Origin of the sequence: Tolypothrix campylonemoides VB511288_2, from assembly GCF_045999855.1 — a bacterium.
In the GTDB taxonomy this organism is placed as follows: Bacteria; Cyanobacteriota; Cyanobacteriia; order Cyanobacteriales; family Nostocaceae; genus Scytonema; species Scytonema bouteillei_A.
Genome location: NZ_JBFPMW010000017.1, coordinates 184,390 through 210,594, shown reverse-complemented (window position 1 = coordinate 210,594; position 26,205 = coordinate 184,390). Strand labels below are relative to the sequence as shown.

At 41.6% G+C, this 26,205-nt stretch carries 21 protein-coding genes; 11 read left to right on the top strand and 10 right to left on the bottom strand.

Annotated elements, in window-relative coordinates; all coding sequences use genetic code 11:
* Nucleotides 1–30: 30 nt before the first annotated feature.
* The 3 genes from AB0756_RS35845 to AB0756_RS35835 form a co-directional block, all read right to left on the bottom strand.
* Nucleotides 31–303 (bottom strand): hypothetical protein, encoded by a 273-nt coding sequence (locus AB0756_RS35845; RefSeq protein ID WP_038073656.1) that lies wholly within the window; start codon nt 301–303, stop codon nt 31–33.
* 838 nt (nt 304–1,141) lie between these two features.
* The gene (locus AB0756_RS35840; protein ID WP_038073659.1) at nt 1,142–2,527 is read right to left on the bottom strand and encodes a ParB/RepB/Spo0J family partition protein; all 1,386 of its coding nucleotides are present in this window, start codon (nt 2,525–2,527) and stop codon (nt 1,142–1,144) included.
* Nucleotides 2,528–3,124: 597 nt separating this feature from the next.
* A complete protein-coding gene (locus tag AB0756_RS35835) occupies nt 3,125–3,391 on the bottom strand; it encodes a hypothetical protein (protein ID WP_167844664.1) in 267 nt (88 codons plus the stop codon).
* Nucleotides 3,392–3,551: 160 nt separating this feature from the next.
* Here AB0756_RS35835 and AB0756_RS35830 point away from each other — a divergent pair, with 160 nt between their 5' ends.
* The 5 genes from AB0756_RS35830 to AB0756_RS35810 all read left to right on the top strand — a co-directional run bounded on the left by AB0756_RS35830 (nt 3,552) and on the right by AB0756_RS35810 (nt 9,203).
* Entirely contained in the window at nt 3,552–4,763 is a 1,212-nt protein-coding gene (locus AB0756_RS35830) for an ABC exporter membrane fusion protein (protein ID WP_038073662.1), read from the top strand.
* A 59-nt stretch (nt 4,764–4,822) separates the two neighbouring features.
* Entirely contained in the window at nt 4,823–6,001 is a 1,179-nt protein-coding gene (gene devC, locus AB0756_RS35825; RefSeq protein WP_038073665.1) for an ABC transporter permease DevC, read from the top strand.
* A gap of 192 nt (nt 6,002–6,193) precedes the next feature.
* Nucleotides 6,194–7,207, top strand: a complete 1,014-nt coding sequence (locus AB0756_RS35820) for an NAD-dependent epimerase/dehydratase family protein (protein ID WP_038078404.1) — start codon at nt 6,194–6,196, stop codon at nt 7,205–7,207.
* Between the two features lie 57 nt (nt 7,208–7,264).
* Nucleotides 7,265–7,735, top strand: coding sequence for a DUF2141 domain-containing protein (locus tag AB0756_RS35815; RefSeq protein ID WP_038078401.1), 471 nt, complete (start codon nt 7,265–7,267; stop codon nt 7,733–7,735).
* A 208-nt stretch (nt 7,736–7,943) separates the two neighbouring features.
* Nucleotides 7,944–9,203, top strand: a complete 1,260-nt coding sequence (locus AB0756_RS35810) for a glycosyltransferase (protein WP_038078399.1) — start codon at nt 7,944–7,946, stop codon at nt 9,201–9,203.
* Between the two features lie 237 nt (nt 9,204–9,440).
* On the opposite strand, the gene AB0756_RS35805 is transcribed toward AB0756_RS35810, so the two are convergent.
* Complete coding sequence (locus tag AB0756_RS35805) at nt 9,441–10,982, bottom strand: GMC oxidoreductase (RefSeq protein ID WP_038078397.1); 1,542 nt, start codon at nt 10,980–10,982, stop codon at nt 9,441–9,443.
* Nucleotides 10,983–11,299: 317 nt separating this feature from the next.
* Entirely contained in the window at nt 11,300–12,127 is an 828-nt protein-coding gene (locus tag AB0756_RS35800) for an SDR family NAD(P)-dependent oxidoreductase (protein ID WP_038091414.1), read from the bottom strand.
* 804 nt (nt 12,128–12,931) lie between these two features.
* Here AB0756_RS35800 and AB0756_RS35795 point away from each other — a divergent pair.
* Nucleotides 12,932–14,197: a glycosyltransferase gene (locus AB0756_RS35795; RefSeq protein ID WP_038091568.1), complete on the top strand. Its 1,266-nt coding sequence runs from the start codon at nt 12,932–12,934 to the stop codon at nt 14,195–14,197.
* 44 nt (nt 14,198–14,241) lie between these two features.
* Here the strand turns inward: AB0756_RS35795 and AB0756_RS35790 are convergent, their stop codons facing one another.
* A complete protein-coding gene (locus AB0756_RS35790; RefSeq protein WP_038091411.1) occupies nt 14,242–15,474 on the bottom strand; it encodes a tetratricopeptide repeat protein in 1,233 nt (410 codons plus the stop codon).
* A 224-nt stretch (nt 15,475–15,698) separates the two neighbouring features.
* Here AB0756_RS35790 and AB0756_RS35785 point away from each other — a divergent pair, with 224 nt between their 5' ends.
* The gene (locus AB0756_RS35785; protein WP_038091408.1) at nt 15,699–16,289 is read left to right on the top strand and encodes a chromophore lyase CpcT/CpeT; all 591 of its coding nucleotides are present in this window, start codon (nt 15,699–15,701) and stop codon (nt 16,287–16,289) included.
* Nucleotides 16,290–16,635: 346 nt separating this feature from the next.
* Here AB0756_RS35785 and cpdA read toward each other — a convergent pair whose 3' ends face one another.
* From cpdA to AB0756_RS35770, 3 genes are all read right to left on the bottom strand, one after another.
* Nucleotides 16,636–17,433, bottom strand: a complete 798-nt coding sequence (gene cpdA, locus AB0756_RS35780; protein WP_038091405.1) for a 3',5'-cyclic-AMP phosphodiesterase — start codon at nt 17,431–17,433, stop codon at nt 16,636–16,638.
* 397 nt (nt 17,434–17,830) lie between these two features.
* Nucleotides 17,831–18,232 carry an ExbD/TolR family protein gene (locus AB0756_RS35775; protein WP_038091403.1) on the bottom strand — a complete coding sequence of 134 codons (402 nt, stop codon included), beginning with the start codon at nt 18,230–18,232 and terminating at the stop codon, nt 17,831–17,833.
* Nucleotides 18,216–18,869 carry a MotA/TolQ/ExbB proton channel family protein gene (locus tag AB0756_RS35770; RefSeq protein WP_038091400.1) on the bottom strand — a complete coding sequence of 218 codons (654 nt, stop codon included), beginning with the start codon at nt 18,867–18,869 and terminating at the stop codon, nt 18,216–18,218. Before AB0756_RS35770 ends, AB0756_RS35775 begins: the two co-directional genes overlap by 17 nt.
* A gap of 428 nt (nt 18,870–19,297) precedes the next feature.
* Here AB0756_RS35770 and AB0756_RS35765 point away from each other — a divergent pair, with 428 nt between their 5' ends.
* The gene (locus AB0756_RS35765) at nt 19,298–20,644 is read left to right on the top strand and encodes an energy transducer TonB (RefSeq protein ID WP_237265868.1); all 1,347 of its coding nucleotides are present in this window, start codon (nt 19,298–19,300) and stop codon (nt 20,642–20,644) included.
* 341 nt (nt 20,645–20,985) lie between these two features.
* On the opposite strand, the gene AB0756_RS35760 is transcribed toward AB0756_RS35765, so the two are convergent.
* A complete protein-coding gene (locus tag AB0756_RS35760; RefSeq protein ID WP_038091396.1) occupies nt 20,986–21,894 on the bottom strand; it encodes a CoB--CoM heterodisulfide reductase iron-sulfur subunit B family protein in 909 nt (302 codons plus the stop codon).
* 253 nt (nt 21,895–22,147) lie between these two features.
* On the opposite strand from AB0756_RS35760, the gene acpP reads away from it, so the two are divergent.
* The 3 genes from acpP to tkt all read left to right on the top strand — a co-directional run bounded on the left by acpP (nt 22,148) and on the right by tkt (nt 26,199).
* Nucleotides 22,148–22,399, top strand: a complete 252-nt coding sequence (acpP, locus tag AB0756_RS35755) for an acyl carrier protein (protein ID WP_038091387.1) — start codon at nt 22,148–22,150, stop codon at nt 22,397–22,399.
* Between the two features lie 171 nt (nt 22,400–22,570).
* Nucleotides 22,571–23,821 carry a beta-ketoacyl-ACP synthase II gene (gene fabF / locus AB0756_RS35750; RefSeq protein ID WP_038091384.1) on the top strand — a complete coding sequence of 417 codons (1,251 nt, stop codon included), beginning with the start codon at nt 22,571–22,573 and terminating at the stop codon, nt 23,819–23,821.
* Nucleotides 23,822–24,183: 362 nt separating this feature from the next.
* The gene (gene tkt / locus AB0756_RS35745) at nt 24,184–26,199 is read left to right on the top strand and encodes a transketolase (protein WP_038091381.1); all 2,016 of its coding nucleotides are present in this window, start codon (nt 24,184–24,186) and stop codon (nt 26,197–26,199) included.
* Nucleotides 26,200–26,205: the final 6 nt, after the last annotated feature.

Sequence of the window (26,205 nt, the reverse complement as noted above, 5' to 3'; positions counted from 1 at the left end):
AAGGTTTCAGCCTCCAATATTCATCATTCATCATTCATAATTTGATAGTAGGTCAATAACATTGTTAAAGCTCGTAAAATAGTCTTGTAGTGCGATCGCAGCTCGTCCGGTGAATTCAATCCATTCGTCTTGATAGGAATCCTGAGAATCTTGAGAAACTGTTTCCGGGCTCAAGAGCGAAAAATTTGGAGTACTTATTAGAACAGAAATGCTGTTTTCTCCAATGCTAGTTTGATTATTTAACTTAACTGCGACCACATAGTTAGTGTTAATGATTACGTTTTGTATTTTGATAAATGCCATAGACGATTTTGACGTTTAAGACAACATATTCTATGGAATTTGTACAAATTATATTTGACAAATTCGTTACACAAAGCGCACTCCTCTCTCTCCACAAAAGTAAATAACTCAAACCATTGATTGAAGTCTTACTGAGTCTCAGCAATTTCGGTGGCTTTTAGTTTTTCGCTCTTAATAAACTAAAAAAATACCCGATCGGCTGGAAACGTGATAATTACTAAAAACACTAGCACAATCAGCTGAGATTGAATAGTTTTTTTTAAATGTTTTTATAAAGAATGATTTTGTTGCAGATATGAACTTTTTGTAAATTTGTAAAAGTATAGTGTATTACGATTATGTAAATTGAATAATATCCTTGGTGACAGTTTTTCCAGCAATTTTGTTTTACAGATGTTTCTTTCTTCCCCGTACTAAATCCTGACTTCTTCTTTACGAGGCTCCCAATACTTATCGGGTTTTGCCGTTTTTTCCTCCCCTGGACAAAGGTGCATCCCCTGCTTGTCTCCCGCGATAATTTCTTTAACCGAGTAGTATTGACGAGGCTCCGCCTTGTAACATATTGCCTGGAGGTGAAGATCTAGTTAAAAGATTGGAGGCGAAGCCTTTAGATTGGTATTTCCAAGCTCTGTCTGGGAACAAGTTAGTATGGTAGGCAATGCCTACCCAACCTAACTTTCAAAAAACAATAATGCGGTTTTGTAAATTGAATAACTTTCTAGAAAACTTCTATAAGTTCATAAAAATCAATGTGAATTGAGAGAACGTGATATTGTGCAAGAGCGAGAAACACGTCCGAGATTCTTGTAAAAACGCTCTTATAAAAGCGTCTTTACAACTAGTTATGCACATAACTTCGTGGCTCTGTTCTTCGTGATTCTGCTCTTTGAGCTTGTTTTCCAGTCCATGCTTGCCATCGTATGATTCCACGACTTACCAATTCAGGATTTTCATCTCCAATAAAACAGAGACGTCCCATTCTTTCACAGGTAATGAGAATTTCACCTTGTCCCATAAAGGGAGCTATCACGGAGTTATTTGGATTGGTGTACAAATGCAACAAATAGTTGACTATACCCTCTACTCCGTCAATATTGATTGGTGCCTGTGGTTTTGGTATCGATTCGTAGGAGAAAAGTCCTAAGTAGATATTACCGAGAATCAATTCATACTGGAAAGGCATTCTCTGACGACGGCAAAATTCATAAACGTAACCTTCCGATCGCAGTACTGCGACGATTCTCGCCCGCTCCACGAGATAATCGTGGTTCCAGGTTGGGGAAAGAGTTGCGATCGCAAGGGCGGCGCGATCGGGAAGCAGGTTTGTGAATTGTTCGCCTGATGTATGACTGCAAGAGGCAATATGCCGATCTAGTTTCCATTCCTCACCAACTTTAACGGAAACTTGGTTGGTAATTATTGTAGCTTTCTGAACTTGCTGCTCGGTTTGAACAGCATCACCATCAAGAGCTAACTTTGCCTCCCTCTTTGCTTTTGCCATAGCGTTTTTCATGGCTTGTACTTGTATCTCTTGTTGCCTCAAACGCCAGTGTGCAGCACTTCTAGCTTGTCTGAGTGCTTCTTCTTCATCTCCTTTGGATTTGGCAGTTTCTAAAGCAAGTTCGGCTTGTTTTGCAAAGGCTCGTTCTTGACCTGCGGATCGGGCTATTTTTAGTAGCTCCGTCTTCATATTAGCAAGTGGCGTTCCCTTGATTTGTTCTTTAACACAGGAGTGAATATCTCGCGCAATTTGCTTGTCATGCTGCAAACTGCGTTCGCTGTATCCAATTTCTCTTGCTAAATCTGTCGTTGTTTTAGGTATTTGCGAAACTGTTTCGCGTCCCTTGTAAGTGTATTGGTTATCTCCCGGTTTAGCCCTGAGTCCCAATCGGTCTAAAATGCGCTCGCGCTCCAATAACAGTTCCGCACGTTCCAGAATTTCTAGTTCATTGCGGATAAAATTCTCGTCAATCTCCGCCAAGCGGCTTTGGTCAACATCGTCATAATCAACAATATTGCACTCGATTTTCTCAAGTCCCAATTGCTTGCACGCCGTCAGACGGTGCAATCCAGCAATCAAGTTAAACTTACTATCCACCGTAATTGGGTTTAATAGACCGTTAGCTTGAATGGAATCCTTTAATTCCTTCACTTTTTCGTCATTTACAGGACGGCGGTTAGAACCATATTTGATCTTGTCTATGGATACTGACTTTATAGGCATAAGCGCTGTTCTTGAGTATTGTTAGTAATGAAAGTACCAACAATAAGACATCCCTAATATATTTCATCAGTGTTCTCAGAAACATGAATTTTGTGATAAGCCTGATGAAAATGTCTTATAAATTGCCACCCTACTAAGAACTAGTTTCAATATGAAGTTTGGCTTGTAAAGTGCAAAATGAACTTTACAAATTCTTTGAAAACCCTAGAATGAAGCTATTAAATCACGATACAAGTTTTAAGATTTAAAATTTTGAACTTGTTCTGTATAATTTGCATCTATTCGCTTTTAAGGGTTTATGCTTCATACTATTCACTGCTCTTAGCGTCAGTTGATTTAGAGTCAATGAAGGCACCTCTTGCCAGAAAGTTCCCAATTTAGAGAGTAAAATCATCAAGAAAAATGATTGTTTCCTGTTATAAAGGGTTTCTAAAAACTTTCTGTAGTTTGGAAAACATTTTCTCTAAATAAAAAAATTTTAAATATAAAGTTCATAGAAAATTAGGAGCTGTACTTATTGAAAACATTAGTAAAGATACAAGAAACGCAGTTGTTTTAAAATCTACACGCTCCAGACTCTGTACTGAGAATTGTCACTCACAAGGTACATATACAAGACACTTTAATTATGTACGAGTGTAAATCAAATCCTTCTTTATCAAGCCTTCTGGTTCGCCAACCGCTTGGGTTTGGACAAGCGTCTTCGGGACTAAACTCACCACCAACCCACCAAGCAAATAAATGATTTCGATTGACAAAAGAAAAGTTTTTTGCGAATATGGTGAACAAGTTTTGGCAATTTATCTCCAGCAGCCCTTCGTTTTGCTCGAGATCGACAATTTGTGATAAAGATCCATATTTCATACAGCAGTTATCAAGTTACAGTTATAAGTCAAGGTTCATCAGTTTATCCAGTTAAGCAATAACTGATGAAGTTGGATGAAGAACAGGTATGTATGAGTATTTCGTATTGATAACTGTCCGCCAATGACTGAATGTAGACCAGCATAAGAGAGATAAAAATATGGCAGCAGACAAAGAAAGCGAGTTGTACACCAAACCCCCATATCGCTGGCGATTCATATTAGCAGCTCTCATCGCTTCAGCTACCGGATTGATATTCTATTACAGTTTTGCAAAGCGAGAAACGACTCCGACCACACAAGCACCCAAAACTGTAAAGGTTGCTCCTCCTAAAATTGAGGTAACTGCTCTAGGACGTTTACAACCTCAAGGAAAAGTCACTAAATTGTTTCCTCCAAGTTCTCTCAGTGGTGTTCGAGTAGAAAAACTGTTAGTTGAGGAAAGCGATCGCATTCAAGCAGGACAAGTCGTCGCTTTATTAGAAGGTTACGGTCGTGCTAAAGCAGCATTACAACAATCTTTAGATAAAGTGCAAGTTGCTCAAGCTGAACTAGCACAGACAAAAGCCGGAGCTAAAAAAGGTGATATTGAAGCGCAAAAAGCAACCGTCACGCGCCTCGAATCACAATTAAAAGGAGAAACGGCTTCACAACAAGCAACAATTGCTCGTTTGCAGGCGCAATTAAACAATGCTCAAACAGAGAATAACCGCTATCAACAGCTTTATAAAGAAGGAGCAATTTCTGCTTCCACAGCAGATGACAAGCGCTTGCAGGAAGAAACCGTACAGCAACAACTTAGAGAAGCCAAAGCAAACCTTGATAGTACTGTCAACACCTTAAAAGACCAAATTAAAGAGGCAAAAGCCAAGTTGAACAGTGTTCAAGAAGTCCGTGGAGTAGACGTTCAGCTAGCAGAAGCCGAAGTTAAGAGTGCGCGTACAGCCGTTCAACAATCAAAAGCAGACTTAGATTTAACAAAGCTTGTATCTCCCATCAACGGTCAAGTTTTGAAAGTCCATGCCAAAACAGGAGAAGTCAATAGCAGTGACGGAATTGTTGAGATTGGAAAAACATCTCAAATGTATGTAGAAGCAGAAGTCTATCAGACTGATATTCATAAAGTACGCGTAGGTCAAAAAGCCACAATAACCAGCACAGCTTTTTCAGGTGCAATACAAGGAACTGTCAGCACTATTGGTTTGCAAGTTGACAGACAAAATATTTTAAGTGTTAATCCAGCCGCCGAAACAGACCGCAGAGTCATTCCGGTAAAAATCCGTATCGATCGTCCAAAAGACAGCGAAAAAGTCGCAGGTTTAACTGGTTTACAAGTGGATGTCGCCATCGAAGTTCAGCGATCGGGAAAGTAACTAGTGACAGTAACGATTTACTTATTTCGCAACCAATAACTGTATTCAAAGCTTGAACCATGATTGTCAAAATTCCTTTGGCGTGGCTACAACTTGCCAGAAATAAAATTCGTTCCTTAGTAGCTGTAGCTGGTATTGCCTTTATTGTTATTCTAATGTTCATGCAACTTGGTTTTCAAGATGCTCTTTATTCTAGTGCAACTCAAGTCCACCATCATCTTAAAGGAGACTTATTTCTCATCAGTTCTCAGTATAAAGCTTTGACAGCCAATCAAAGCTTTTTTCGGACTCGTTTGTATCAGTCCTTGGGATTTGATGGTGTAGAATCAGTTAGCCCCATGTATATAGGATTTGCTAAGTTTAAAAATCCAGATACAGGTCAAAAGTATTCAATATACGTGATTGGTTTTGAGCCAGGAAAGCCTGTTTTAAACCTACCAGAAATTAAAAATAATTTAGATAAAATAAAAATTCCTGGCGTTGTTCTTTTCGATCGCAATTCTCGACCAGAATTTGGAAATATTGCGGAAAGATTCGACAAGGAGAAAACCGAACAAATTGTTGAAATATATCCCTTTAATTCCATTGCTGGTTCTACAGTAAGAGTCGGTGGATTGTTTAGCTTGGGTCCATCTTTTGGAGTCGATGGTAATTTAATCGTTAGTGACTCAACCTTCTTAAAGATATTTCCCAACAGCCGTCCTGCGGAAATGATAGATATAGGGGCTATAACTCTCAAGCCTGGAGCCAACCCGCAGAAAGTGATGAAAGATTTACAGAAAAATTTACCTAATGATGTGTTAGTGTTCACCCGTCAAGGATTTATTGATTTTGAAAAAGAATACTGGGCTAATAGAACACCTATAGGTTTTATACTTAACCTCATGTTATCAATGGCTTCAGTTGTTGGCATAGTCATTGTTTATCAAATTCTTTACAGTAATATCTCCAGCCAACTCACAGCTTATGCAACTTTAAAAGCTATAGGTTATACCAATAATTATTTACTAGTTGTCGTTTTCCAGCAAGCTTTAATTCTAGCAGTTCTCAGTTATATACCAGGATGCATTCTTTCTTGGTGGTTGTATGACTTTGCCATGGAAGCGACTAAATTACCAATCATGATGAGCTTTCATAATGGAGTTCTCGTTTTAATATCAAATATATTAATGTGTATGATTTCTGGAGCACTAGCTATTAACAAACTACGCTCTACAGATCCAGCAGATATATTTTAGCTAATGGCTAATGGCTAATGGCTAATGGCTAATGGTTAATGGCTAATGGTAATTAGCAATCGGCAATTAGCGATCGGCAATCGGAAATTAGCAACCAGCAACCAGCAATTAGCAATTAGCAATTAGCTATTAGCTATTAGCTATTAGCTATTAGCAATCATCAATTATCAATTACCAACTCACAATCTATCTATGACTCTCAAAAACAAAACTCTCCTCATTACTGGAATTAGTGGATTTATTGGCTTACGCGCTGCAGAATTAGCCATAGCTCAAGGAACAAAAGTTTGTGGTATCCAAGATGCTTCTGATAAAACCAAAAAGGCACAAAATTTAGGTGTTAAGGTTACTTATGGTAATATAACCGATCCAGCAGTAGCCCAAACCGCTTGCCAAGGAGTAGATGTAGTTTTACATACAGCGGAACTTTCTAAAGAAGGTGGTGCAGTAGATCAATTCCGTAAAATCAATGTTGATGGAACAATCAACATGGCAAAAGCCGCTAAGAGTGCAGGTGTAAAAACTTTTATTCATCTCTCTAGTGTTTTGGTTTATGGCTTTAACTATCCCGATCGCGTGACGGAAGATGGACCGCTTTGTGGGGAAAATAATCCCTACTGTGAAACCAAAATAGAAGCTGAAAAAGCACTTTTAGAACTTAACGATCCAGGTAATTTTGGAGTCATTGTTATTAGACCGGGTGATGTATACGGACCGGGAAGCATACCTTGGATAGTTCGACCACTCCTGATGATGCGTCAAAGATTGTTTGCATATGCAAACGATGGTCGAGGAGTTATCAACCATGTCTATATTGATAACCTAATTGATGCTATTTTTCTGACCATAGAAAAAGAAACTTACGGAGAAATTTTTAACGTCACAGACGGTGAAGAGACTTCATGGAAAGAATATTTTACTCAATTGGCTGCGGTTGCAGGATTACCTGCACCTTTTTCTTTGCCGAAAGATGAACTCAAATTATTTCTCAAACTGCGCTACCAGGGACAAAAACTTTTCCGCAAACAAGCCGATATTCTTCCAGAAGCGGTAGATTTTATGACGCGTCCTCATGCATATTCTATCGATAAAGCAAAAAATTTACTAAGTTATAAACCAATAATTAACTTAGAAGAAGGAATGCGTCGCACTCAGGAGTGGTTGAAAAAAACTGATATTCAACAATTCATGAAGTATGAATTATGAAGTATGAATTATGAATTGAATGTCTGATTGTTCAGTTTTTAAGTTAAATCCACCAAGATGAAAGTGAAAATAGCAAAATACGGTTCTTTGTTGTTAGCAGCTTTAGTCAGTTTTACCTTAGTAAAAATGGTAAAAGCAGAGTCTACAGCTACACTCACCGTCGTAGTTGATGGAATACGTCACAATAAAGGTCAAGTTTGCCTGCGAATTTTTTCAGGTGAACGAGGGTTTCCTTTTAATAATACTAGTGAAGTGCAAAGTGGTTGTACTCAGATTAAGGGTAAATCTGTTACAAAGCAATTCTCTGGTTTAAAACCTGGAAAATACGCTGTTGCTGTAGTTGACGATCAAAACGGAGACTACAAACTCAACAAAGATTTTTTAGGCATTCCCAAAGAAGGTTTTGGTATTTCAAAAAATCCCACTGTTTCAATTTTAACGGGTACTCCAAAGTTTAATGATGCCAGTTTTCCATTAGATAAAAACACAACCATCAGCATCAAAATGAAGTATTCTCTCGATCCTTAAGAGGGACTGAGGACTGGGAACTGGGGACTGGAGACTGGGGATTGGGAACAGAAAAACTACTCCTTCCCCACTAGAAGATTACCTAAAGAGGTAGGGTGGGTACCGCCTACTAACAGCAAACGACAAAAATCTTAAAAATTAATCGCCGATCGCTAGTCTCCAATCCCCAACAGACACTAACTTTTTTGCTAAAACAGATTGGCTAAACATGAAAGAACTGGCAATATTACTGTCAAGAAATTTACTGGGCTGGGCAGCTGTTCAAACATTTTTTACACTGCTCTTTATATCGTACCTTCGTTCATCTCGCAAAAATTTATTAGCAGATGAGCAGTTACCAAAAGTCGCTGTAGTTCTCTGCTTGCGAGGAGCCGATCCTTTTTTGCCAAACTGTTTGCAGGCATTATTGAACCAGAACTATCCACAGTATGACATAAAAATTGTTGTTGATAGTCAGGACGATCCAGCTTGGAATATAGTCACCGATTCTATTTACAAGCAAGCTGTAGGTAGAGTTCAAATTAGCTCTTTAAGAGTCCCAAAAAACAATTGCAGTCTTAAATGCAGTTCTTTAATACAAGCTGTCTCAGATTTAGATGATTCTTACAAAGTTGTAGCTTTTGTAGATGCTGATGCAGTCGTTCATCCAAATTGGTTGCGTGAATTAGTGGGTCCTTTATCCCATCCTAAAATTGGTGCGACAACAGGGAATCGTTGGTATTTACCTACTGGTAGATACTGGGGGTCACTAGTCCGTTACATTTGGAACATCTCTGCAGTTCTGCAAATGTCTCTATACAGGATTGCTTGGGGTGGAAGTTTAGCTATCAAGACAGAACTAATCCATCAAACCGGGCTGTTAGAGAAATGGGGACAAGCCTACGGTGAAGATACTATGATTCGTAATGTCCTCGCCAAACATGGAAAGCAAGTTAAATTTGTACCCTCTGTGCTAATTCTCAATCGCGAAGAGTGCGATTTACCAAGATTGATTGGATGGCTGAAACGTCAGTTACTCGCTTCTCGTCTTTACCATCCTTGGTGGTGGGCTGTAGTTGCAGATTCCATTTCGACCATTTTAGTGCCTAATTTACTCTTGATAATATTTTTAGCAGCTTTTTGGACAAAACAATGGAGTACTGCTGCTTTTTGCCTTGCTAGTTTTAGTATCTATACAGTTACATTATTGCTGCTTGCGATCGCATTGGAAAAAGAAGCACAGCAAATTTTGCGCCAGTACAATCCCGTTACAACAGAGTTATCACCTGCTACAATTTTAAAAATGTTAATAGCTATTCCTCTGACACAATGGGTGTCTGCACTAGCAATGGTCGTTTCTTTTGGAATGCGAAGAGTCAATTGGCGTGGCGTCACCTATCGTATTAAAGGACCTTGGGATATTTCTTTAGTTGAATACCGTCCCTATAAGTTGTGCGATAAATTTGGCGATAGCAAGGTTTCGATATAAGAGCGATCGCGAGTTTCAAAATCTAGAACCATACCATGCTTTTGTAGTACGAGCAGTGATGTTTGTACTACATACGTCATTGAATTTTGTTTTTAGGACTTACGCATAGCCTCTTCAGAGTAGCTCTTCTAAAATCTCTCTCCCCGGCGGCGTAACCCTGCAACAACTCTAACTCTATTATCCTCATTTATACACCTCCGCATTAACCATTACATAACAATTATGACTAGCGCGATGTCAATTGAGCCTTTCTAGTAAATGCTCTCCAACACGCAACGCATTTGCCACAATTGTTAGCGTTGGATTGACTGCAGCGCTAGATGGGAAAAAACTACTATCAACAACATAGAGATTATTAATATCATGCGTGCGGCAGTTGAGATCGAGCACTGAAGTTTTAGAGTCTTCTCCAAAACGACAAGTACCGCACTGATGCACAACCTCTTTCAAAGACATCTTCATGGAAAAATACGATGAAAAGGCTCTCGAGCGATCGTTTTTCTCAATTGATTTTAAGACTTGAGTCCAGCGTTTTATCAATCTATTGAAAGCACGTTTGTTGTTATTTGTATACTCCAAAAATATTTTTTCTCCCTCAACACGCACGCGATTGTTGGGGTTCGGCAAATCCTCAGTGATAAGCAACCAAGCAACAGAGTGATTGGCTACAGCCTCAAGTAATATACCGGGTATAAAAGGGGGTGCATCAGCCGCAATTCTGTCTTTATTAAGATTGCCCAGCAATTGTATGCTACCCATTGGGTAAGGAAAATTTTTCTCTCCCCAATAAAAATCATTGATATAAAGTGTTTTTTGATATATTGTAGTATTTTGTTTTGCACTCAATGCCAAGACTACCGCAAATTTATGTGCCATGTAATTACACCCGACAAGATGAGAGCTGTTAGCTAAGCCGTTTGGGTGTTTGTCATTCGCCGATCGCAGCAATAAGGCTGCTGAGTTAACTGCACCACAGGCAACAACAACAAGATCGCCAGAGAATAGATGATGCTTACCTGCAATTTCTGCTTCCACTGCAGTAATTTCAAGACCCGATGCACTGGTATGCAAACGCAATACTTTTGCATTGGTAATTAGAGTTAGATTGGGATAGACAATTGCCGGACGTATACCGTTAATATCAGCATCGGCTTTAGCATTGACGAAACAAGGGAAACCATCACAAGTATCACAACGAATACAAGCACTATTCAAGCGGTTAGCTTCATTAAGTTTGATACCAAGCGGCAGGTAAGATGGGTGTAGCCCCTTATCCTTCAAAGCATCGTGAATTTTTTGAATGTCTGGTTCGTGGCTGACAGGAGGGAAAGGATAGTTTTCACTGCTTAGGGGTTCGGTAGGGTCTAAACCTCGTTGACCGCGAACTTCATAAAGTCTTTCGGCTTGAGTGTAATAAGGAGCAAAGTCTTGATACTTTAAAGGCCATTCCGGAGAAATACCATCTTTATGAACAGTTTTTTCAAAGTCTTGCTCGCGAAATCTGAATAATGCAGCACCATAAAATTTAGTGTTACCGCCAACATAGTAATACGTTACAGGACGGAATGACTTGCCATGTTTGTCATACCACAACTCGGAATTATAATAACGTTGTTTTTGAAAAATTTGCTTGGAATCCCAATTTTCCTTTTCTCGGGGTAAAAAGTTACCTCTCTCTAGGACTAAAATTTTCTTTCCACAAGATGCCAGTGCATTAGCCAAAGTTCCACCACCAGCACCCGTACCAATAATAATTACATCATAACGATTGTCGCTCATTGCTCCTCCATTGTCTCCCAATTCGCAATTAGCCCTCCCTTGTATCTCCTTACGGAGACGCTACTCGTTGCGAAGCTATGCCCGCAGGGCTATATGCCAGTTGCTCGCAGCGGGAAACCCCTCCCTTGTATCTCCTTACGGAGACGCTACGCGTTGCGAAGCTATGCCCTTAGGGCTATACGCCAGTTGCTTACGGCGGGAAACCCGCCTGCTTTCTCTGGTCTCACCATTAGCAATTAGCCATTAGCCATTAGCCATTAGCCATTAGCCATTAGCCATTAGCCATTAGCTAACAGCCAATCACTAACAGCTAATTGCTACCGATGATTCTCGTTACGCATTTGATTTTCTGCACAGGTTTGATTTAACTTTGTTAAACCAATCCATTGATAAATCCGATCGCCAAACTTTGGAAAAAGTTGTATGTTTGAAAACAAAAGCCTTGTCAAAATGCCATCAATTATGACTTCTCCTTGGTTTTGCTGGATCGCTCGAATAACTGCGATCGCAACATCATTTGGCTCTGAGACACGTGCTAAACTAGGTGCTGACAAGCCAAATTTAAGAAACATTCCTGCTTTTGTGTATCCCGGACATACCACTGAAACCCCAACATGAGTATTCGTTAATTCCTGGCGCATGGAGTCCGTCCACATAATTAATCCAGCTTTACTAGCAGAGTAAATACTGTTATAGGGGGCTCCTTTTTTACCAGAACCAGATGCAATATTTACGATATGACCGCTGTTTCGGTTTACCATATCTGGTAAGATTAACCGAGTTAACTCCATTGGTGTTAGTAAGTTAGTTGTCAATATCGAGCGGATATCATTCAAAGCATAATTTTGGAAAGGTCGGTATTTTTCTATTGCGGCATTGTTAATTAAAACATCGACCGGACCTGCTAGTTCATAAATTTGCTTGACTAAATCTGGTAGTCTTTCCAGATTGCTAATGTCAAAGGGTATACTTATCCCTTTACCACCTAAACTTTCAACTTCAGCGCATATTTGCTCCAAACTTTCCTGAGAACGAGAAATAGCTACTACGGTTGCCTTTTCTCTTGCCAAAGCACGGGCTATAAATACTCCAATACCACCGGATGCTCCAGTCAAGACGACTGTTTTACCTGCTATGGATTCCATAACTACCTACTTGTATTGTTTTTAATGTTTAACAAATGCTTGTATTAATTGTTCGTTTTTTTCTGTTCAACAGTAGCACTCTTGTAAAGACGTTTTGAATGAAAGCATCTCTACAAATCTTGCAGCACCAAAGGAAGTTAGAAATTAATTGCCAATTTAACTCAATCTTAATAATATCTTAGGTAATTTTAAGATTTTTTTAGTTTTTATATTTTGTTATTGACGTAACAATAACAGCCCTAAATTATTATTGAGAAACTCAATATCATAAGGAAACATCCTAATTTGGGAAAAATACGCTTGCGATTGAAATCACGCCAACACAAACGAAGTCAGCAAGGCAAGGACTCATTTAAAGCCTGCGTAGACAGGCTTCGTTTGTATAGCCGAGGCAGCGCGTTGCGGTGAATCCAGAGAAAGTAGGCGGGTTTCCCGCGCCCTGGGGATTGGTGAACCCGGAGGGGGGTTCCCCCCGTTGTTCGCGTAGCGTCTCCGTAAGGAGATAGCGCCTGCCGTCCAGAATTCCATTCTGAGGGCAATTGGTGCTCTTTAGGATGCTCCCGTGCAGGCAGACTTCAGATTAAGCTCATGTAAATGTACTTTGTTGGTCTGGCGCAATTTTCAATTATCTGGTCTTTTTCTTATCCTTATAAATGAGAAAAAATTACAATACAAATTATTCATTCAGTTACAAGGAAGGCAATTGTGCCTTGTTATGGAATATAGAATGTTAATCAGTTTGGTGTTTGATAAAAAATACTTGATTGTTTTAGCCAAGAAAATATACAATACAGTACATAAATGATGAGCAACAAATCTCTTCGTATTGCAATTTTTACAAGCTTGTATGCACCTTTTTTAACAGGAGTATCCATAGGCGTACATCAAAGAGTTCGTTGGTTGTTACAGCAAGGGCATCAAGTTTTTCTCATTCACCCTCAAATTAATAACCAGTACCCTGAGTATGTTGGCAATCGTCCCATGTCTGGGCTAGATGAGCTAGAACCTTTTCCCAATTTTTCTGCCTATGCATTTCCAACACAGCCACTCATATTTTACAAGTCTCTTCCGCAACCACTGCACTATCGGCACTGGAGCGATACAAAATTGCTTGAAGAGTTTAAACCAGATATTATAGTTGTGGAAGAAGCACCGCAATTAAGAGGGTTTTACTCACTTTATTTACAAGGTTACGGTCGCCCTATTGGAACTGAATATGCAAAGCGAACGGGAACTCCGATAATATCACTCTTCCATACCGATATCATTGCGTACATACGATATTATTTGGGCGATCGCGGATTCAACTTGATTCGTCCCATCCTTCCTTTTTTAGTGAAGCAGTTCAGCGAAATGTATGATGTCAATTTATTTCCTTCTCGAGAACAGCTTGCTAAATACCAGCAACTGAAATCCCAACGAAGTGAATATCTGCCCTTTCAAGGAATTGATTGTCAAAAATTCAATCCGGCAAACTTATGTTATGACCCTATTCCTGGCGATCGCAGACCTACTCTGCTTTTTGTAGGACGCATTACTGCAGAAAAAAATATTTTCCAGCTTTTACAAGCTTATCCAATAATTGCTAATAAAATTCCTGATGTCCATTTGATTGTTGTTGGGAGAGGACCCCAAGATGAAGAATTTCGCAAGCAAGCAGAAAAGTTTAAAGCTGGTATAACTGTTTGGGGCGAATCTTATGGAACAGAACTTCTAGGCTTGTACGCTCGTGCAGATGTATTTGTCAACCCTTCAATCACGGAAAATTTTTGTACTGCAAATAATGAAGCATTAGCTTCTGGAACTCCTGTTGTGGCTGCTGTTGCACCCTCTACTTCAGAGCAAGTTATCAACGGTCACAATGGCTATTTAGCTGAACCTAACAACCCAACAGATTTTGCCCGTCAGGTCATTACAATTCTTGAAACTTCGGCTCTCAAGGAAGAAATGTCTCAAAATGCTCGCCTTTCAATACTTGAATTTGATTGGTCATCATGCATGGAGAAGTTTGAGAAAAAACTGTATGAGGTTGTAAAAAAATCAAAGAATTTGCTTTTAGTTAGTGGTTAGTGGTTAGTGGTTACAACCAAAAACCAACAACCAAAAACTAACATTCACTTAACACCTTGTCCGGATGCTTTTTGAATCTGTTGGGTAAAGTACTCTTCATCATACTTCAGCTGTTGAGCAATTTCTAACCCTTTCTTAAAGGCTTGGATTGCTTGCGGGTAATCTTTCCGTAGGATGTATATTTGCCCAATCTCGTCATAAGCAGTCATCAAACCATAAGAATTGGACGCTAACTGTTCAGCTTGTATCAAAATTTGGCTTGCTTGCAAAGCTTCTTCTACTTGTCCTTGCGAACGGTAAAGCGCAATTAATTTCCGCAAAATCTCTCCAGCACGAACATACTGCTGCAAGTCCCAAGCAGTCATATACGCTACTTGATAGTTCCTAAATGCTTCTTGCAATAAACCGGGATTGTCTTTTGCTAAGGCTTCGTAATCTGTAGCAATTTCTTGCTTCAAATCTGGTAACTGGGTAAAGTTATTTTCGCTTTGATAGATTTTTGCCAGCTGATTGCGTACTTTTAGTGAATTTTCCGGTTGTTTTGCTTGCTCGTAGATATATGCCAGCTGTTGCAAATATAATAACTCGTTTGTGCGATCGCCTCGAGCAGAAGCCATAGCGAGTAATTTTTCGTATGTTGCAGCGGCGGACGGATAATCAAACCAGCCCATGTGAATTAATCCGATTGTCTTTAGGGTATCAACTTCTGCCCCTGTATCTCCCTGCTGTCTTACTGATGTTAAAATTTGGTCGTAAACTACCAATGCTAACTTCGGAGAGCGTACTTGTTGGTAAGCTTGACCTAAAGCTTGTAAAAATTCTAAGTCTGTAGTTTTTTGAGTTTGTGCCTGCTTTTGAACGGTCTGCAAGCGCTGTGTAATGTACTGGACTTCCTGACGGTCGTTTGCATTCCACGCGATCGCACCCACTCGTGACAGTGCTTGTACCTCAGCTAGCTGTCCCAAAAAACGGCGCAACCGCAATTCTCGATTCCAGATTTCAAAAGCTGATATCTTGTCCCCTGCTGCCAGTTTAGCTGATGCTTGCTGGTTCAATTCCTCAAGAGCAGCCTCTAACGTTTGCCGTTCTTCAGGAGTTAGGGGTCGAGTATCCTTTGGCGAACGAGGACTTAGAGGATCTGGTGTAGTAATTTCTAGGGGATTGGGAGGAAATTTATCTGGTGGTTGCGGTTTTTTAGTAGCCGCAAATGTCAGCGAACTCGAGAAAAGTAACAATGTAGCAGTCGCTGTTATTGTAACACTTAAGCGCCGGGACATGACGGTTTTACCTTTAAGTAGGGGGTAGAGGGGGATAGGGGGATAGGAGGTAGGAAATGAGGTATTGATAGTACTTCTCCCTTGTCCCTCTTATACCCTGTGACTATCTGACGACAAAGAGCAAAAAATTCTCCTGAAAAACGAGTAACTCTAAGTTTTACAATACCTTTATGGGGTCTTGGCTTTCCTAATCCAAAATCCAAAATCCAAAATCTAAAATTACGATGACCAATTCTACAGATATTGCCACTTTAGCCCGTTTGATGGCAGCTGACTTCAGCAACCAAGAGCAAGCTTTTGAAAACCCGCCTTTTTTCGCCCATATTCGCGTGTGTATGCGCCCTCTCCCTTTATCTTTATTATCAGGTGTCGGTTTTTTTGTCGAGCAAGCATACGATTATCTACTTGATGTTCCCTATCGCCTGCGAGTATTGAATTTAATTCAAGCGGGCGACCATATTGAAATCGAGAACTACTGTGTTAAAGAAGAAAAAAACTTCTATGGCGCATCTCGGAATCTCGAACGCCTTAAAACCCTATCAGCAGATGATTTAGAAAAACTGCCCGGTTGTAACATGATTGTAGAATGGACAGGTCACAGCTTTCAAGGCAAGGTAGAACCGGGAAAAAATTGTATTGTTTATCGTAAAGGACAAAAAACTTACCTTGATAGTGATTTTGAAATAGACGAACATAAATTTATCAGTCGCGATCGCGGACGTGACCCAGAAACAGACGAGCACGTTTGGGGATCTGTCGCAGGACCATTTTATTTTGTTCGCTGGGCTAGCTTTGCAGACGAAGTCGCAATATAAGAGAGTCTCATAAGATCGTAAATTTAACTTCTTTCATGGCAATTCTCTTTAGTTTTTGAAATACCCTACGGGTATTTCAAAAATCAAATATAAGTCTTATATGCCAGCATTTACAAACTTTAAAAAAACTCAACCTAGTAGTCTGTCAACTTAAAATTGACGAGTGAAAAAAAACCACGATAGCGAAGCGTGCGTGCCAGCGCATAGACGCGAAGAGCACGAAGTCAGAGAAAAAGAAGAAGAATTTAAAAATTTCTCTACCCGGCAAAGTTGATGTGACTGTTTTTAAGGAATCTCTTTGAGAGTAAAATATTAACTATTAGTTTATAACCTAAAATTTTAAGTTTTAATATCCTGTTGCTGCCAAGTCCAGTTTGCAGGAAAAAGGAACTCTTTCAACCGAAGATTCCCAAGTTCCATCGGGATAAAGTTTCAACAAACGAAATCCAGGTGATTTTGGATCGAGAGAAAAGTTTGAACTCAAAGGCGCAAATTGTATGCAGGTTGAGGGAGTACCAAGATAATCAACAGCGTGGCGCTGACGGTGGAATTCTTGATGTATGTGACCGAATAAAACTAACTTGACTTGTGGATGGCGATCGATTAACGCAAAAAAATCTTGCGGATTTTGGAGGGTACTGCTATCGAGCCACTTTGAATCTACCTGAAAAGGTGGATGGTGTAAGGCTAATAGTGTGGGCTTATTACCTCCTATTGATAGCTGAAAATCCAACCAATGCAAACTTTTGGTTGAAAGATGACCGTGTACGCATCCCGGTACGGTTGAGTCAAGTAATATAAAATGCCATCCACCACGCTCAAAAGACTTCCGTCGGGAAACCAGCCTCAAATTGAGAACTTGTTCCATTGCGATCGCACTGTCATGATTTCCCGGTAACCAGTAAGTGGATATTTCCAACGGATGTAGCAGATTTTGTACCATTTCATAAGACTCAGGGCTACCGTCACCAGATAAATCTCCGGTTAACAGTAATAAATCAAGTTCGCAACGCAATTGTTTCAACCGCCCGATTACAGCTTGAAAAGACAGAGTCGTAGGAATTCCAAGTAATTGTTCGTTCTCATCTGCAAACAGGTGCAGGTCGGACATTTGTGCGATTGACAAAGGAAAAACTGGATTCATCTTTAGTGATAGCGATTTAAGCGTTTTAATATACGAATCTCTACGAAGATAACAAATTGTAACTAAAGTTGCTCTGTGTATTTGCAACATACATTTGTACTGTTTTGTAAAAAACAATACAGTAACTATTTTATGAGCTTTTTGCTACTGGTGTTGCTTTTCTATATATCCGTAAATTCCACAAATATAATATAATTTTTTACTAATTTATATTGCGAAGTCTTCCAACCTCTATAGTACTATAGTACTGAAAATTTTATAAATCATTTATAACGCCCATACGAGCGGTTACAGCTAGAAATAAAATGTCTTTAATACGGTTTTATTTGTAAAGCTCTCATAATAAATAATTCGTAACTCTTCCACTATGAATTACGAATTATCCGTTACTAATTTTCTAAGGTTTTTGAGTTGCGATCGCTAATTTTGCTCCCTCTATTTGCCGAACCTTATCCATCACACCCACAACTTGACCGTGAGTAACTCCTTCATCTGCATTAATCACAACCAACACCTGCTGTTGTGGCTGGACTTGTTGGCGGACCTCATTCTCCAACTGTTCCAAAAGAATTGGCTTCTTATCCAAAAATATCTGTCCCTGCTTATTGATTGTGACTGTCATTTGTGCGGGACGTTCTGTTTGTCCGGTAGCTGCTTTAGGTAAGTTTACTGGTAACCCTTCCGATCTAGTTAAAAACAGTGTTGACATAATAAAGAAAGTCAGAATGGCAAATATAACATCTATCATAGGAACGATATTAATTTGCGCTGGTAGATCGGGTTCATCTTGTAGACGCATAAGTCCTCTCTCCACGTTCATAGCGACGGCGGTATAGCAATTCTAATTCTCCACCGTACTCCTGAATTCGTGCAATTTCTCTTTGATAAAGACCTCGGAAAGTATTGGCAAATAGCAGTGTGAAAATAGCAACAATCAAGCCCGAAGCAGTAGAAACCAACGCTTCACTAATACCAGCCGTTACACCCGCAGTTCTTGAACCTCCCACATCACCAATATTGAGAGATGCAAAAGAAACAATAAGCCCCAACACAGTTCCCAAAAGCCCCAAAAGAGGAGCCAGAGAGATGATAGTCTCAAAGAGATTCTGAAAGCGCTTAAGTAGAGGAATCTCAGCTTGTGCTTCACTTTCTAGAGCCAAACGAAATTCCTCAGGAGTTGGTTCCTCCAACTCCAAAGCCGTGAGGAAAATGCGTGACATTGGTAAATCTGCATTTTTTCGCAGTTTATCAATTGCACCAACGACATTATTAAGACGGTAAAGGTTTAGAACTTCCCTTACCACAAGACTTTGACGGGTATTGACCTTTACCCAAAATCTTATCCTCTCAATAATTAAAGCCACTGCTAAAACAGAAAACGCCAGCAGGGGCCACATAACCAGACCACCTGCAGCAAACAAATTTTGAATTCCCATGTGCTATCTCTCAAGCCGCTAGATTTTGTCAGACTACCAGATTAGGGGATAAAACTGATAGAAGTTCTCAATATAAATTAAAAGAAATGACAATATATGTCAAACAAGTCTCAGTTATATAGTATGGAAATCATGATTTGCGATCGCAAATTTTGCTTAAAAGCTTTATGAATGCTCGATTATAAATGGATTTTTCTCGCTCTAACACGACCGATTATCTTTATTTCTTGATTGACTTTTGTGTCTAAATGTTTTAATCTTCCAGAGTTACTGATAATGGGTGGCAATAAACTATGAGCTTTTCTGGTACAGCTCTAGAGCACAGAGAGAAAGAATCAAGGGCTCTTAGGACTTTTCTAACTTTTAGTCTAGTTGGATCGTTAGGGCTGCATATCGGTGTCCTAGCTTCTGGTATAGCGAACCTCGTGATGAGAGCAAAGCAAATAGAAGACAAACCGATTGAATTGATCGTTCTCGATTCGCCCAAGCTTACTCCAGAGAAGATAAAACCACCAGAACCCCCAAAACAGGAAAAAGTAAAACCACCAGAACCCCCCAAACCGACTAGACTCCGGTTGAAGCCTCAAGCGCCTGTTGTGTCCAAGACAGTTAAAACACCACAAGGTGGTGGTGGTGGCAAAACTGCTGCACCCGCACCAAAAGCTCCTCCTGTTCCACAACCAGTCCCGCCTCAGCAAACAGTGGTAACTCCAGAAGAAAAGCCAATTCTTCCGCCTTTAAAAGATGAAATAAAACCGCAGCGCATACTGACACAAGTTAAGCCAAACTTAGAACCCCAACCAGAAGTTCCTTTACCTCCCAAACAGGAAGTTCCAGTTACAGAGCAGAAGACCGAAAATTTACAGCCCCCACTCAGACGTCCCAGAATTATTCCAGAAGTTGCTAAGAATACAGTACCTGCTCCAAGCGCACCCACTAACAGTCAAGATTCTTCCAATCTAACAAGACGTTTGAGAAGTACCGCAGGCACACCTGGAAGTACTGGAGAAGGTATCGGTGGTGGTAGTGGAGGTGGAATCGGTACGGGTACTGGAAGCGGTACGGGTACGGGTACTGGAAGTGGTACGGGTACGGGTACTGGAACACAAGTTGCAACAGGTCCAAGACCAGCCGTAACAAAATTTGATTTTGTTGATTGTATAAAATGCGATCTCAAATACCCAGAAAGAGCAGAACGGCGAGGTATCGAAGGTAAACCCGGTATCACTTTTGATGTCGATGAAAACGGCAATGTGATTAACATCAAACTCAGCCGTCCTAGCGGACACAAGGAACTAGATGAAGCGTTGGTGAGTCAAGCCAGAAAATTTAAATTAAACTCTGCTGCTGCAGGAAAGCAAAACGTACAGTTGATAGCAAATTTCACTAAGCCAGGAACGCGAGAAAATCGAGAAGCCCTCAAGCGTCAAAGAGAAAGGGAAGAACGCAGACGGCAACAACAAGCAGAAGCTGAGAAGAAACGCGAAGCCGAAGCGACAGCCGTAAATGGGACCGAGGCAACTCCCGGACGCAGAAGGCGGAGAATGATATCGGATTCTCCCGCCACCCCAACTTCTCCAGTTTTGCCTTCCCAACAGCCAGAAAGTCCGGTAACACCAACTTCTCCAGTCATACCCTCCCAACAACCTGAAAGCACAGTTCAGCCTCCAGAACAATCTCCTGCTAATCCAAGCCCAAGCAATTTGGAGCAAACCGCACCTAGTAATGAGAACGATTTACTCGATAGTTTGCGTCGTTCTCAAAAGCAACCTTAAGCAGTTTTCGAGACGTAAGTTTACCTATTTCCAATCTTTTAAAAGTCCTGGGCGAATGTAATTCGCGACTATACAAACGAAGTCTGCCTTCGCAGACTAAGAAAGAATCAAGGTTCTAAAACCCACGCAGGTGGTGAATCCAGCCCTGCAGGCGGTGAGACCAGTGCTGCAGGCGGGTTTCCCGCGCCCTGGCAACTGGCGAACCCGGAGGGGTTTTGCTTGTATAGCCGCGACTTACAGTCGCCAAGGCAAGTATAAATTATAACTCTCCAGCCCTCCTCTAATTGGCGCAGGCTAGCAGAAATAAACTATATTACCTTCTGCCTCCTGCCCTCTGCCTTCTACGAAATTCCCAACTTCTCTAACACGGGTTTTGTAGAAACGATGTGCTTTTGCAAACCCAGTTCTTTTGGACTTACCCCAACAGCTAAAGCAATTAACTGAGGCAAATGCAGAACGGGCAAACCTAACTTTTGCCCAGTAACCTTTTCCACCTCTGGTTGACGGGAATCTAGGTTAAGGTGACACAAAGGACAAGGTGTGACCATACAATCAGCACCAGCGTCTATGGCTTCTTGGATGTGATTTCCTGCCATTTTAAAAGATTGTTCGGTAGCATAACTAGCCAGCGGCCAACCACAACATTGGGTACGTCCCTTGTAGTATACTGGCGTAGCTTGTAGTACACGAAACAAGTTTTCCATGCCCTCTGGTTGGAAGGGGTCATCATAGGGCATTGACTTTTGAGCACGGAGCAGGTAACAGCCGTAAAAAGCAGCACACTTCAGTCCAGTTAACTTGTGAGTGACTCGTTTTTTTATTTCCTCTAAACCGTAATCTTTAATAAGAGCGTAAAGGAGATGTTTCACTTCTGTTGAACCACGATAGGGGGAACAGCCTTCTTTACAAAGAAAGCCATTCACTTGTTCAACGTATGCCGGATCTGTGCTTTGGCGCTCTTTTAAACGTTCGTCTACATGACCGATGACACCCTGGCAAGTACTGCAATGGGTTAATAGTGGTAGCTGTAATTCTTCTGCAAGAGCAATATTCCGGGCATTAACCGTATCTTCTAGCAGTTGAGAATCTTCCTTAAAGGTTCCTGACCCGCAGCAAGAAGCTTTTTTAAGTTCTATAAGTTCAATATCCAATGCCTTACTAAGGGCAACTGTAGACTGGTGAAGCTCGCGGCACGCTCCTTGAGCAACACATCCGGGATAGTAAGCGTATCTCAAAGTATAGGTTAGCATAGTATCTTGGTAACAAGGAGGGCTTTACCCTCGTCAATAATCCATAACTGTTTTATCATCGCTTTTAGTGTTGGTCGCAAATTTGTAGGTACATAGATAAAAAAATGCACATACTCAAACAAAATTTCGTAAGAATTACAAAACAGAGTTTTTTACGAGGTCTATGCGTCCACACTTTCCGATAATATAAATATGCTCAAAATCACATCCCCCAGAAGATCGGATTATAGCAACTCGTTGAGGAATTTTATCTATGAGTCAAACGGAAATTTTTGAAAAGGTCAAGAAAATCGTTGCGGATCAGCTGAGTGTTGAGGGCGATACCATTACACCACAATCCAATTTTGCCAACGATTTGGGCGCTGATTCCCTTGATACTGTTGAACTAGTCATGGCTTTGGAAGAAGAGTTCGATATCGAAATTCCAGACGAAGCTGCCGAAAAGATTACAACCGTTCAAGAGGCAGTGGACTACATCAACAACAAAGTTGCTGCATCCGCATAACAGTGGCTGGGGTTTGGGGATTGGTGATTGGTTGGCAGTTAGGGGGAAGTGGTTAGGAAAAAAATGACTAACAACTAACAATCCCAATCCCCATTGCCCCTTATCCCCATTGCCCCTTATCCCCAATCCTTTATCGCCGTTACCCGCATCAAGAGCCATCTAACTACTGACATGACTGATTTTATACGTAAACGCGTTGTTGTAACTGGTGTTGGCGCGATTACACCTATTGGTAATACACCAGCTGAGTATTGGGAAGGATTAATAACCGGACGCAACGGTATTGGTGCAATTACCCTGTTTGATGCGTCCCGTCATGATTGTCGCATTGCTGGGGAGATTAAGAATTTTGACCCCCATGAGTACATGGATCGCAAGGAAGCTAAGCGCATGGAGCGCTTTTCTCAATTGGGCGTAGCAGCTTCAAAACAGGCTCTTGCGGACGCAAAATTTGTTATCAATGACCTGAATGCAGAACAGGTAGGCATCATCATTGGTTCTGGCATTGGTGGTATCAAAGTAATGGAAGAACAGCAAACAATCTATCTGAACCGGGGTCCAGATCGCTGTAGCCCATTCATGGTTCCGATGATGATCGCTAATATGGCAGCAGGCTTGACAGCAATACACACGGGTGCTAAAGGACCAAACTCCTGTTCGGTCACCGCCTGTGCAGCCGGCTCAAATGCTATTGGCGATGCTTTTCGTTTGGTTCAAGGGGGATACGTCCAAGCCATGATATGTGGGGGATGTGAAGCCGCAGTTACACCCTTATCTATGGCAGGATTTGCCGCAGCTAGAACGCTTTCTACCCGCAATGATGACCCCTCTCGCGCTAGCCGTCCTTTTGATAAAGACCGCGATGGGTTTGTGATGGGTGAAGGTGCGGGCATTCTTATCTTAGAAGAACTACAGCACGCTTTAAGTCGCGGTGCTCGTATTTATGCGGAAATTGTTGGCTATGGCATGACCTGTGACGCATACCACATGACCTCTCCGGTACCCGGTGGAGAAGGAGCAGCAAGAGCGATTCAACTGGCACTGAAGGATGGAGGGTTGACCCCAGAGCGCGTCAGCTATATCAACGCTCATGGCACGAGCACTCCCATCAACGATCCAACAGAAACCGCTGCAATCAAACGGGCTTTGGGTGACCATGCATATAAAATAGCAGTGAGTTCTACCAAGTCAATGACCGGCCATCTTTTGGGTGGTTCGGGTGGTATTGAAGCAGTAGCAACAGTTCTGGCGATCGCTAACAACAGGATTCCACCAACAATTAACCTGGACAATCCAGACGAAGGATGCGATTTGGATTACGTTCCCAACACCAGCCGGGAAGCGAATGTCGAGGTAGCACTGTCCAACTCCTTTGGTTTTGGCGGTCACAACGTGACATTAGCCTTTAAAAAATACGCCTAAAGTGAGAAATTGGAAATTAGGGAGCCAAGTCATACAGCAACTTGCTCGATAGTGGCTTACTTTGAGTATAGGCTAACATAGCTAAACATTCACGGGCAATTGCCCCAGTAAGAATGGAAATATTTCTTCCCCAACCCCTAACTCCTAATTTCGTCGGTTCAGCAACCGATAATAATAGGAATCCCCCGTAAAATTAATTCAAAATCCATATCAAAAATCCCAAAATCTGACGCTTGTCCGTCAGCAAGCACCAATGGGATGATACAGTTACCAGTCAACAGAGACCAGTTCCATTGGTAACCGATCGCTGGTCACTGTTCGCTGATTGAAAGAGTGCTAACCCGTCGTAAAAACCAGAGATTATGCCTGTTGCAACCCAAACCCTCGAAGAACTTTGTATTAATTCAATCCGCTTTCTGGCAATTGATGCTGTCGAAAAGGCAAAGTCCGGTCACCCAGGGCTGCCAATGGGCGCTGCGCCAATGGCGTTTGTTCTGTGGGACCGCTTTTTGCGGTTTAATCCCAAAAATCCCAAGTGGTTCAATCGCGATCGCTTTGTCCTGTCAGCAGGTCACGGCTGTATGTTGCAGTATGCCCTACTCCATTTGACCGGTTACGACAGCGTAACAATCGACGACCTCAAACAGTTCCGCCAGTGGGGTTCTAAAACTCCCGGTCACCCAGAAAACTTTGAAACACCAGGGGTAGAAGTCACCACCGGACCTTTGGGTCAGGGAATTGCCAATGCAGTAGGATTGGCGATCGCAGAAGCACATATTGCTGGAAAGTTCAACAAACCCGACGCCACACTTGTAGACCACTATACCTATGTAATTCTAGGTGATGGTTGTAACATGGAAGGGGTCTCAGGCGAAGCTTGTTCGCTAGCCGGACACTTAGGATTGGGCAAGTTAATTGCTCTGTACGACGACAATCACATCTCCATCGACGGCTCCACAGATGTTTCTTTTACAGAAGACGTAAATAAGCGCTTTGAAGCTTACGGTTGGCACGTACAGCACGTTCAAGACGGTAACAACGACCTTGAAGCAATAGCAGCAGCAATAGAAGCAGCTAAAGCTGTTACCGATAAACCTTCTTTCATTAAAATCACCACCACTATCGGTTACGGTTCGCCCAACAAGCAAAACACCGCAGGCGTTCACGGTGCAGCCCTTGGTGGTGATGAAGTAAAACTGACCCGTGAAAACTTGGGTTGGGAACACGAACCCTTTGTCGTTCCAGAAGATGCCCTCAAGCATTTTCGCAAAGCAGTTGAGCGCGGCGCTCAACTAGAAACTGATTGGAACAAAATTTGGGCAGATTATAAAGCTAAATACGCCGAAGACGCTGCCGAATTTGAGCGGTTGTTAAGTGGTAAACTCCCAGAAGGTTGGGAAAAAACACTGCCTGTTTATAAAGCTGAAGATAAAGCAGTCGCAACCCGCAAAACTTCTGAAGTGACCCTAAATGCCCTTGCACCCGCTTTACCAGAGTTGATTGGTGGTTCTGCCGACCTTACCCACTCCAACTTAACCTACTTAAAAGTATCCGGTGACTTCCAAAAAGGTCAATACCACAACCGCAACCTCCGTTTTGGAGTGCGCGAGCATGGCATGGGAGCGATTTGTAACGGTATTGCCCTGCACGGTTCGGGGCTGATTCCCTACTGCGCGACTTTCCTTGTCTTTGCCGACTATATGCGAGCCGCAATTCGCTTGTCAGCACTGTCAGAGGCTGGTGTCATTTATGTTATGACTCACGACTCCCTAGCTTTAGGAGAAGATGGTCCTACCCACCAACCAGTAGAAACTCTAGCTTCCTTGCGAGCAATTCCCAACCTCATCGTCTACCGTCCTGCTGATGGAAACGAAACCTCCGGTGCTTACAAAGTAGCAGTTGAACAAGCAAATAAACACCGTCCTACCCTCATGGCTTTCTCCCGGCAAAACTTGCCTCAGTTGCCAGGAAGCAGCATCGAAAAAGCCGCAAAGGGTGGTTACATCGTTGATGGCGATGAGAACGAAACACCAGATCTTATCCTCATTGCTACTGGTAGCGAAGTACACCTTTGTGTCGAAGCTGCTCAGAAATTGAGAGAAGCAGGTAAGAAAGTTCGTGTTGTCTCCCTACCTTCTTGGGAAATTTTTGAAGAGCAACCAGCAGATTATCGCGAATCGGTACTACCCAAAGCTGTTACTAAGCGGTTAGCTGTAGAAGCAGCTTCTAGCTTTGGTTGGCACCGTTATCTTGGTAGTGAAGGTACAATGATTAGTGTTGAACGTTTTGGTGTTTCTGCTCCTGGTAATGTTGCTATGGAGAAGTTTGGCTATACAGTTGATAACGTGTTGGCTAAAGCAAAAGAATTGTTGGGTTAATTGGCA

Bases quoted from the DNA above. Each gene is read 5' to 3' on its own strand.
- AB0756_RS35800 (WP_038091414.1), bottom strand. From the start codon at position 12,127: ATGGAATCCATAGCAGGTAAAACAGTCGTCTTGACTGGAGCATCCGGT.
- fabF (WP_038091384.1), top strand. From the start codon at position 22,571: ATGACTGATTTTATACGTAAACGCGTTGTTGTAACTGGTGTTGGCGCG.
- AB0756_RS35775 (WP_038091403.1), bottom strand. From the start codon at position 18,232: ATGCGTCTACAAGATGAACCCGATCTACCAGCGCAAATTAATATCGTT.
- devC (WP_038073665.1), top strand. From the start codon at position 4,823: ATGATTGTCAAAATTCCTTTGGCGTGGCTACAACTTGCCAGAAATAAA.
- AB0756_RS35830 (WP_038073662.1), top strand. From the start codon at position 3,552: ATGGCAGCAGACAAAGAAAGCGAGTTGTACACCAAACCCCCATATCGC.
- AB0756_RS35760 (WP_038091396.1), bottom strand. From the start codon at position 21,894: ATGCTAACCTATACTTTGAGATACGCTTACTATCCCGGATGTGTTGCT.
- tkt (WP_038091381.1), top strand. From the start codon at position 24,184: ATGCCTGTTGCAACCCAAACCCTCGAAGAACTTTGTATTAATTCAATC.
- AB0756_RS35835 (WP_167844664.1), bottom strand. From the start codon at position 3,391: ATGAAATATGGATCTTTATCACAAATTGTCGATCTCGAGCAAAACGAA.
- AB0756_RS35765 (WP_237265868.1), top strand. From the start codon at position 19,298: ATGAGAGCAAAGCAAATAGAAGACAAACCGATTGAATTGATCGTTCTC.
- AB0756_RS35810 (WP_038078399.1), top strand. From the start codon at position 7,944: ATGAAAGAACTGGCAATATTACTGTCAAGAAATTTACTGGGCTGGGCA.
- AB0756_RS35770 (WP_038091400.1), bottom strand. From the start codon at position 18,869: ATGGGAATTCAAAATTTGTTTGCTGCAGGTGGTCTGGTTATGTGGCCC.
- cpdA (WP_038091405.1), bottom strand. From the start codon at position 17,433: ATGAATCCAGTTTTTCCTTTGTCAATCGCACAAATGTCCGACCTGCAC.
- AB0756_RS35805 (WP_038078397.1), bottom strand. From the start codon at position 10,982: ATGAGCGACAATCGTTATGATGTAATTATTATTGGTACGGGTGCTGGT.
- AB0756_RS35820 (WP_038078404.1), top strand. From the start codon at position 6,194: ATGACTCTCAAAAACAAAACTCTCCTCATTACTGGAATTAGTGGATTT.
- AB0756_RS35840 (WP_038073659.1), bottom strand. From the start codon at position 2,527: ATGCCTATAAAGTCAGTATCCATAGACAAGATCAAATATGGTTCTAAC.
- acpP (WP_038091387.1), top strand. From the start codon at position 22,148: ATGAGTCAAACGGAAATTTTTGAAAAGGTCAAGAAAATCGTTGCGGAT.
- AB0756_RS35790 (WP_038091411.1), bottom strand. From the start codon at position 15,474: ATGTCCCGGCGCTTAAGTGTTACAATAACAGCGACTGCTACATTGTTA.
- AB0756_RS35815 (WP_038078401.1), top strand. From the start codon at position 7,265: ATGAAAGTGAAAATAGCAAAATACGGTTCTTTGTTGTTAGCAGCTTTA.
- AB0756_RS35795 (WP_038091568.1), top strand. From the start codon at position 12,932: ATGAGCAACAAATCTCTTCGTATTGCAATTTTTACAAGCTTGTATGCA.
- AB0756_RS35785 (WP_038091408.1), top strand. From the start codon at position 15,699: ATGACCAATTCTACAGATATTGCCACTTTAGCCCGTTTGATGGCAGCT.
- AB0756_RS35845 (WP_038073656.1), bottom strand. From the start codon at position 303: ATGGCATTTATCAAAATACAAAACGTAATCATTAACACTAACTATGTG.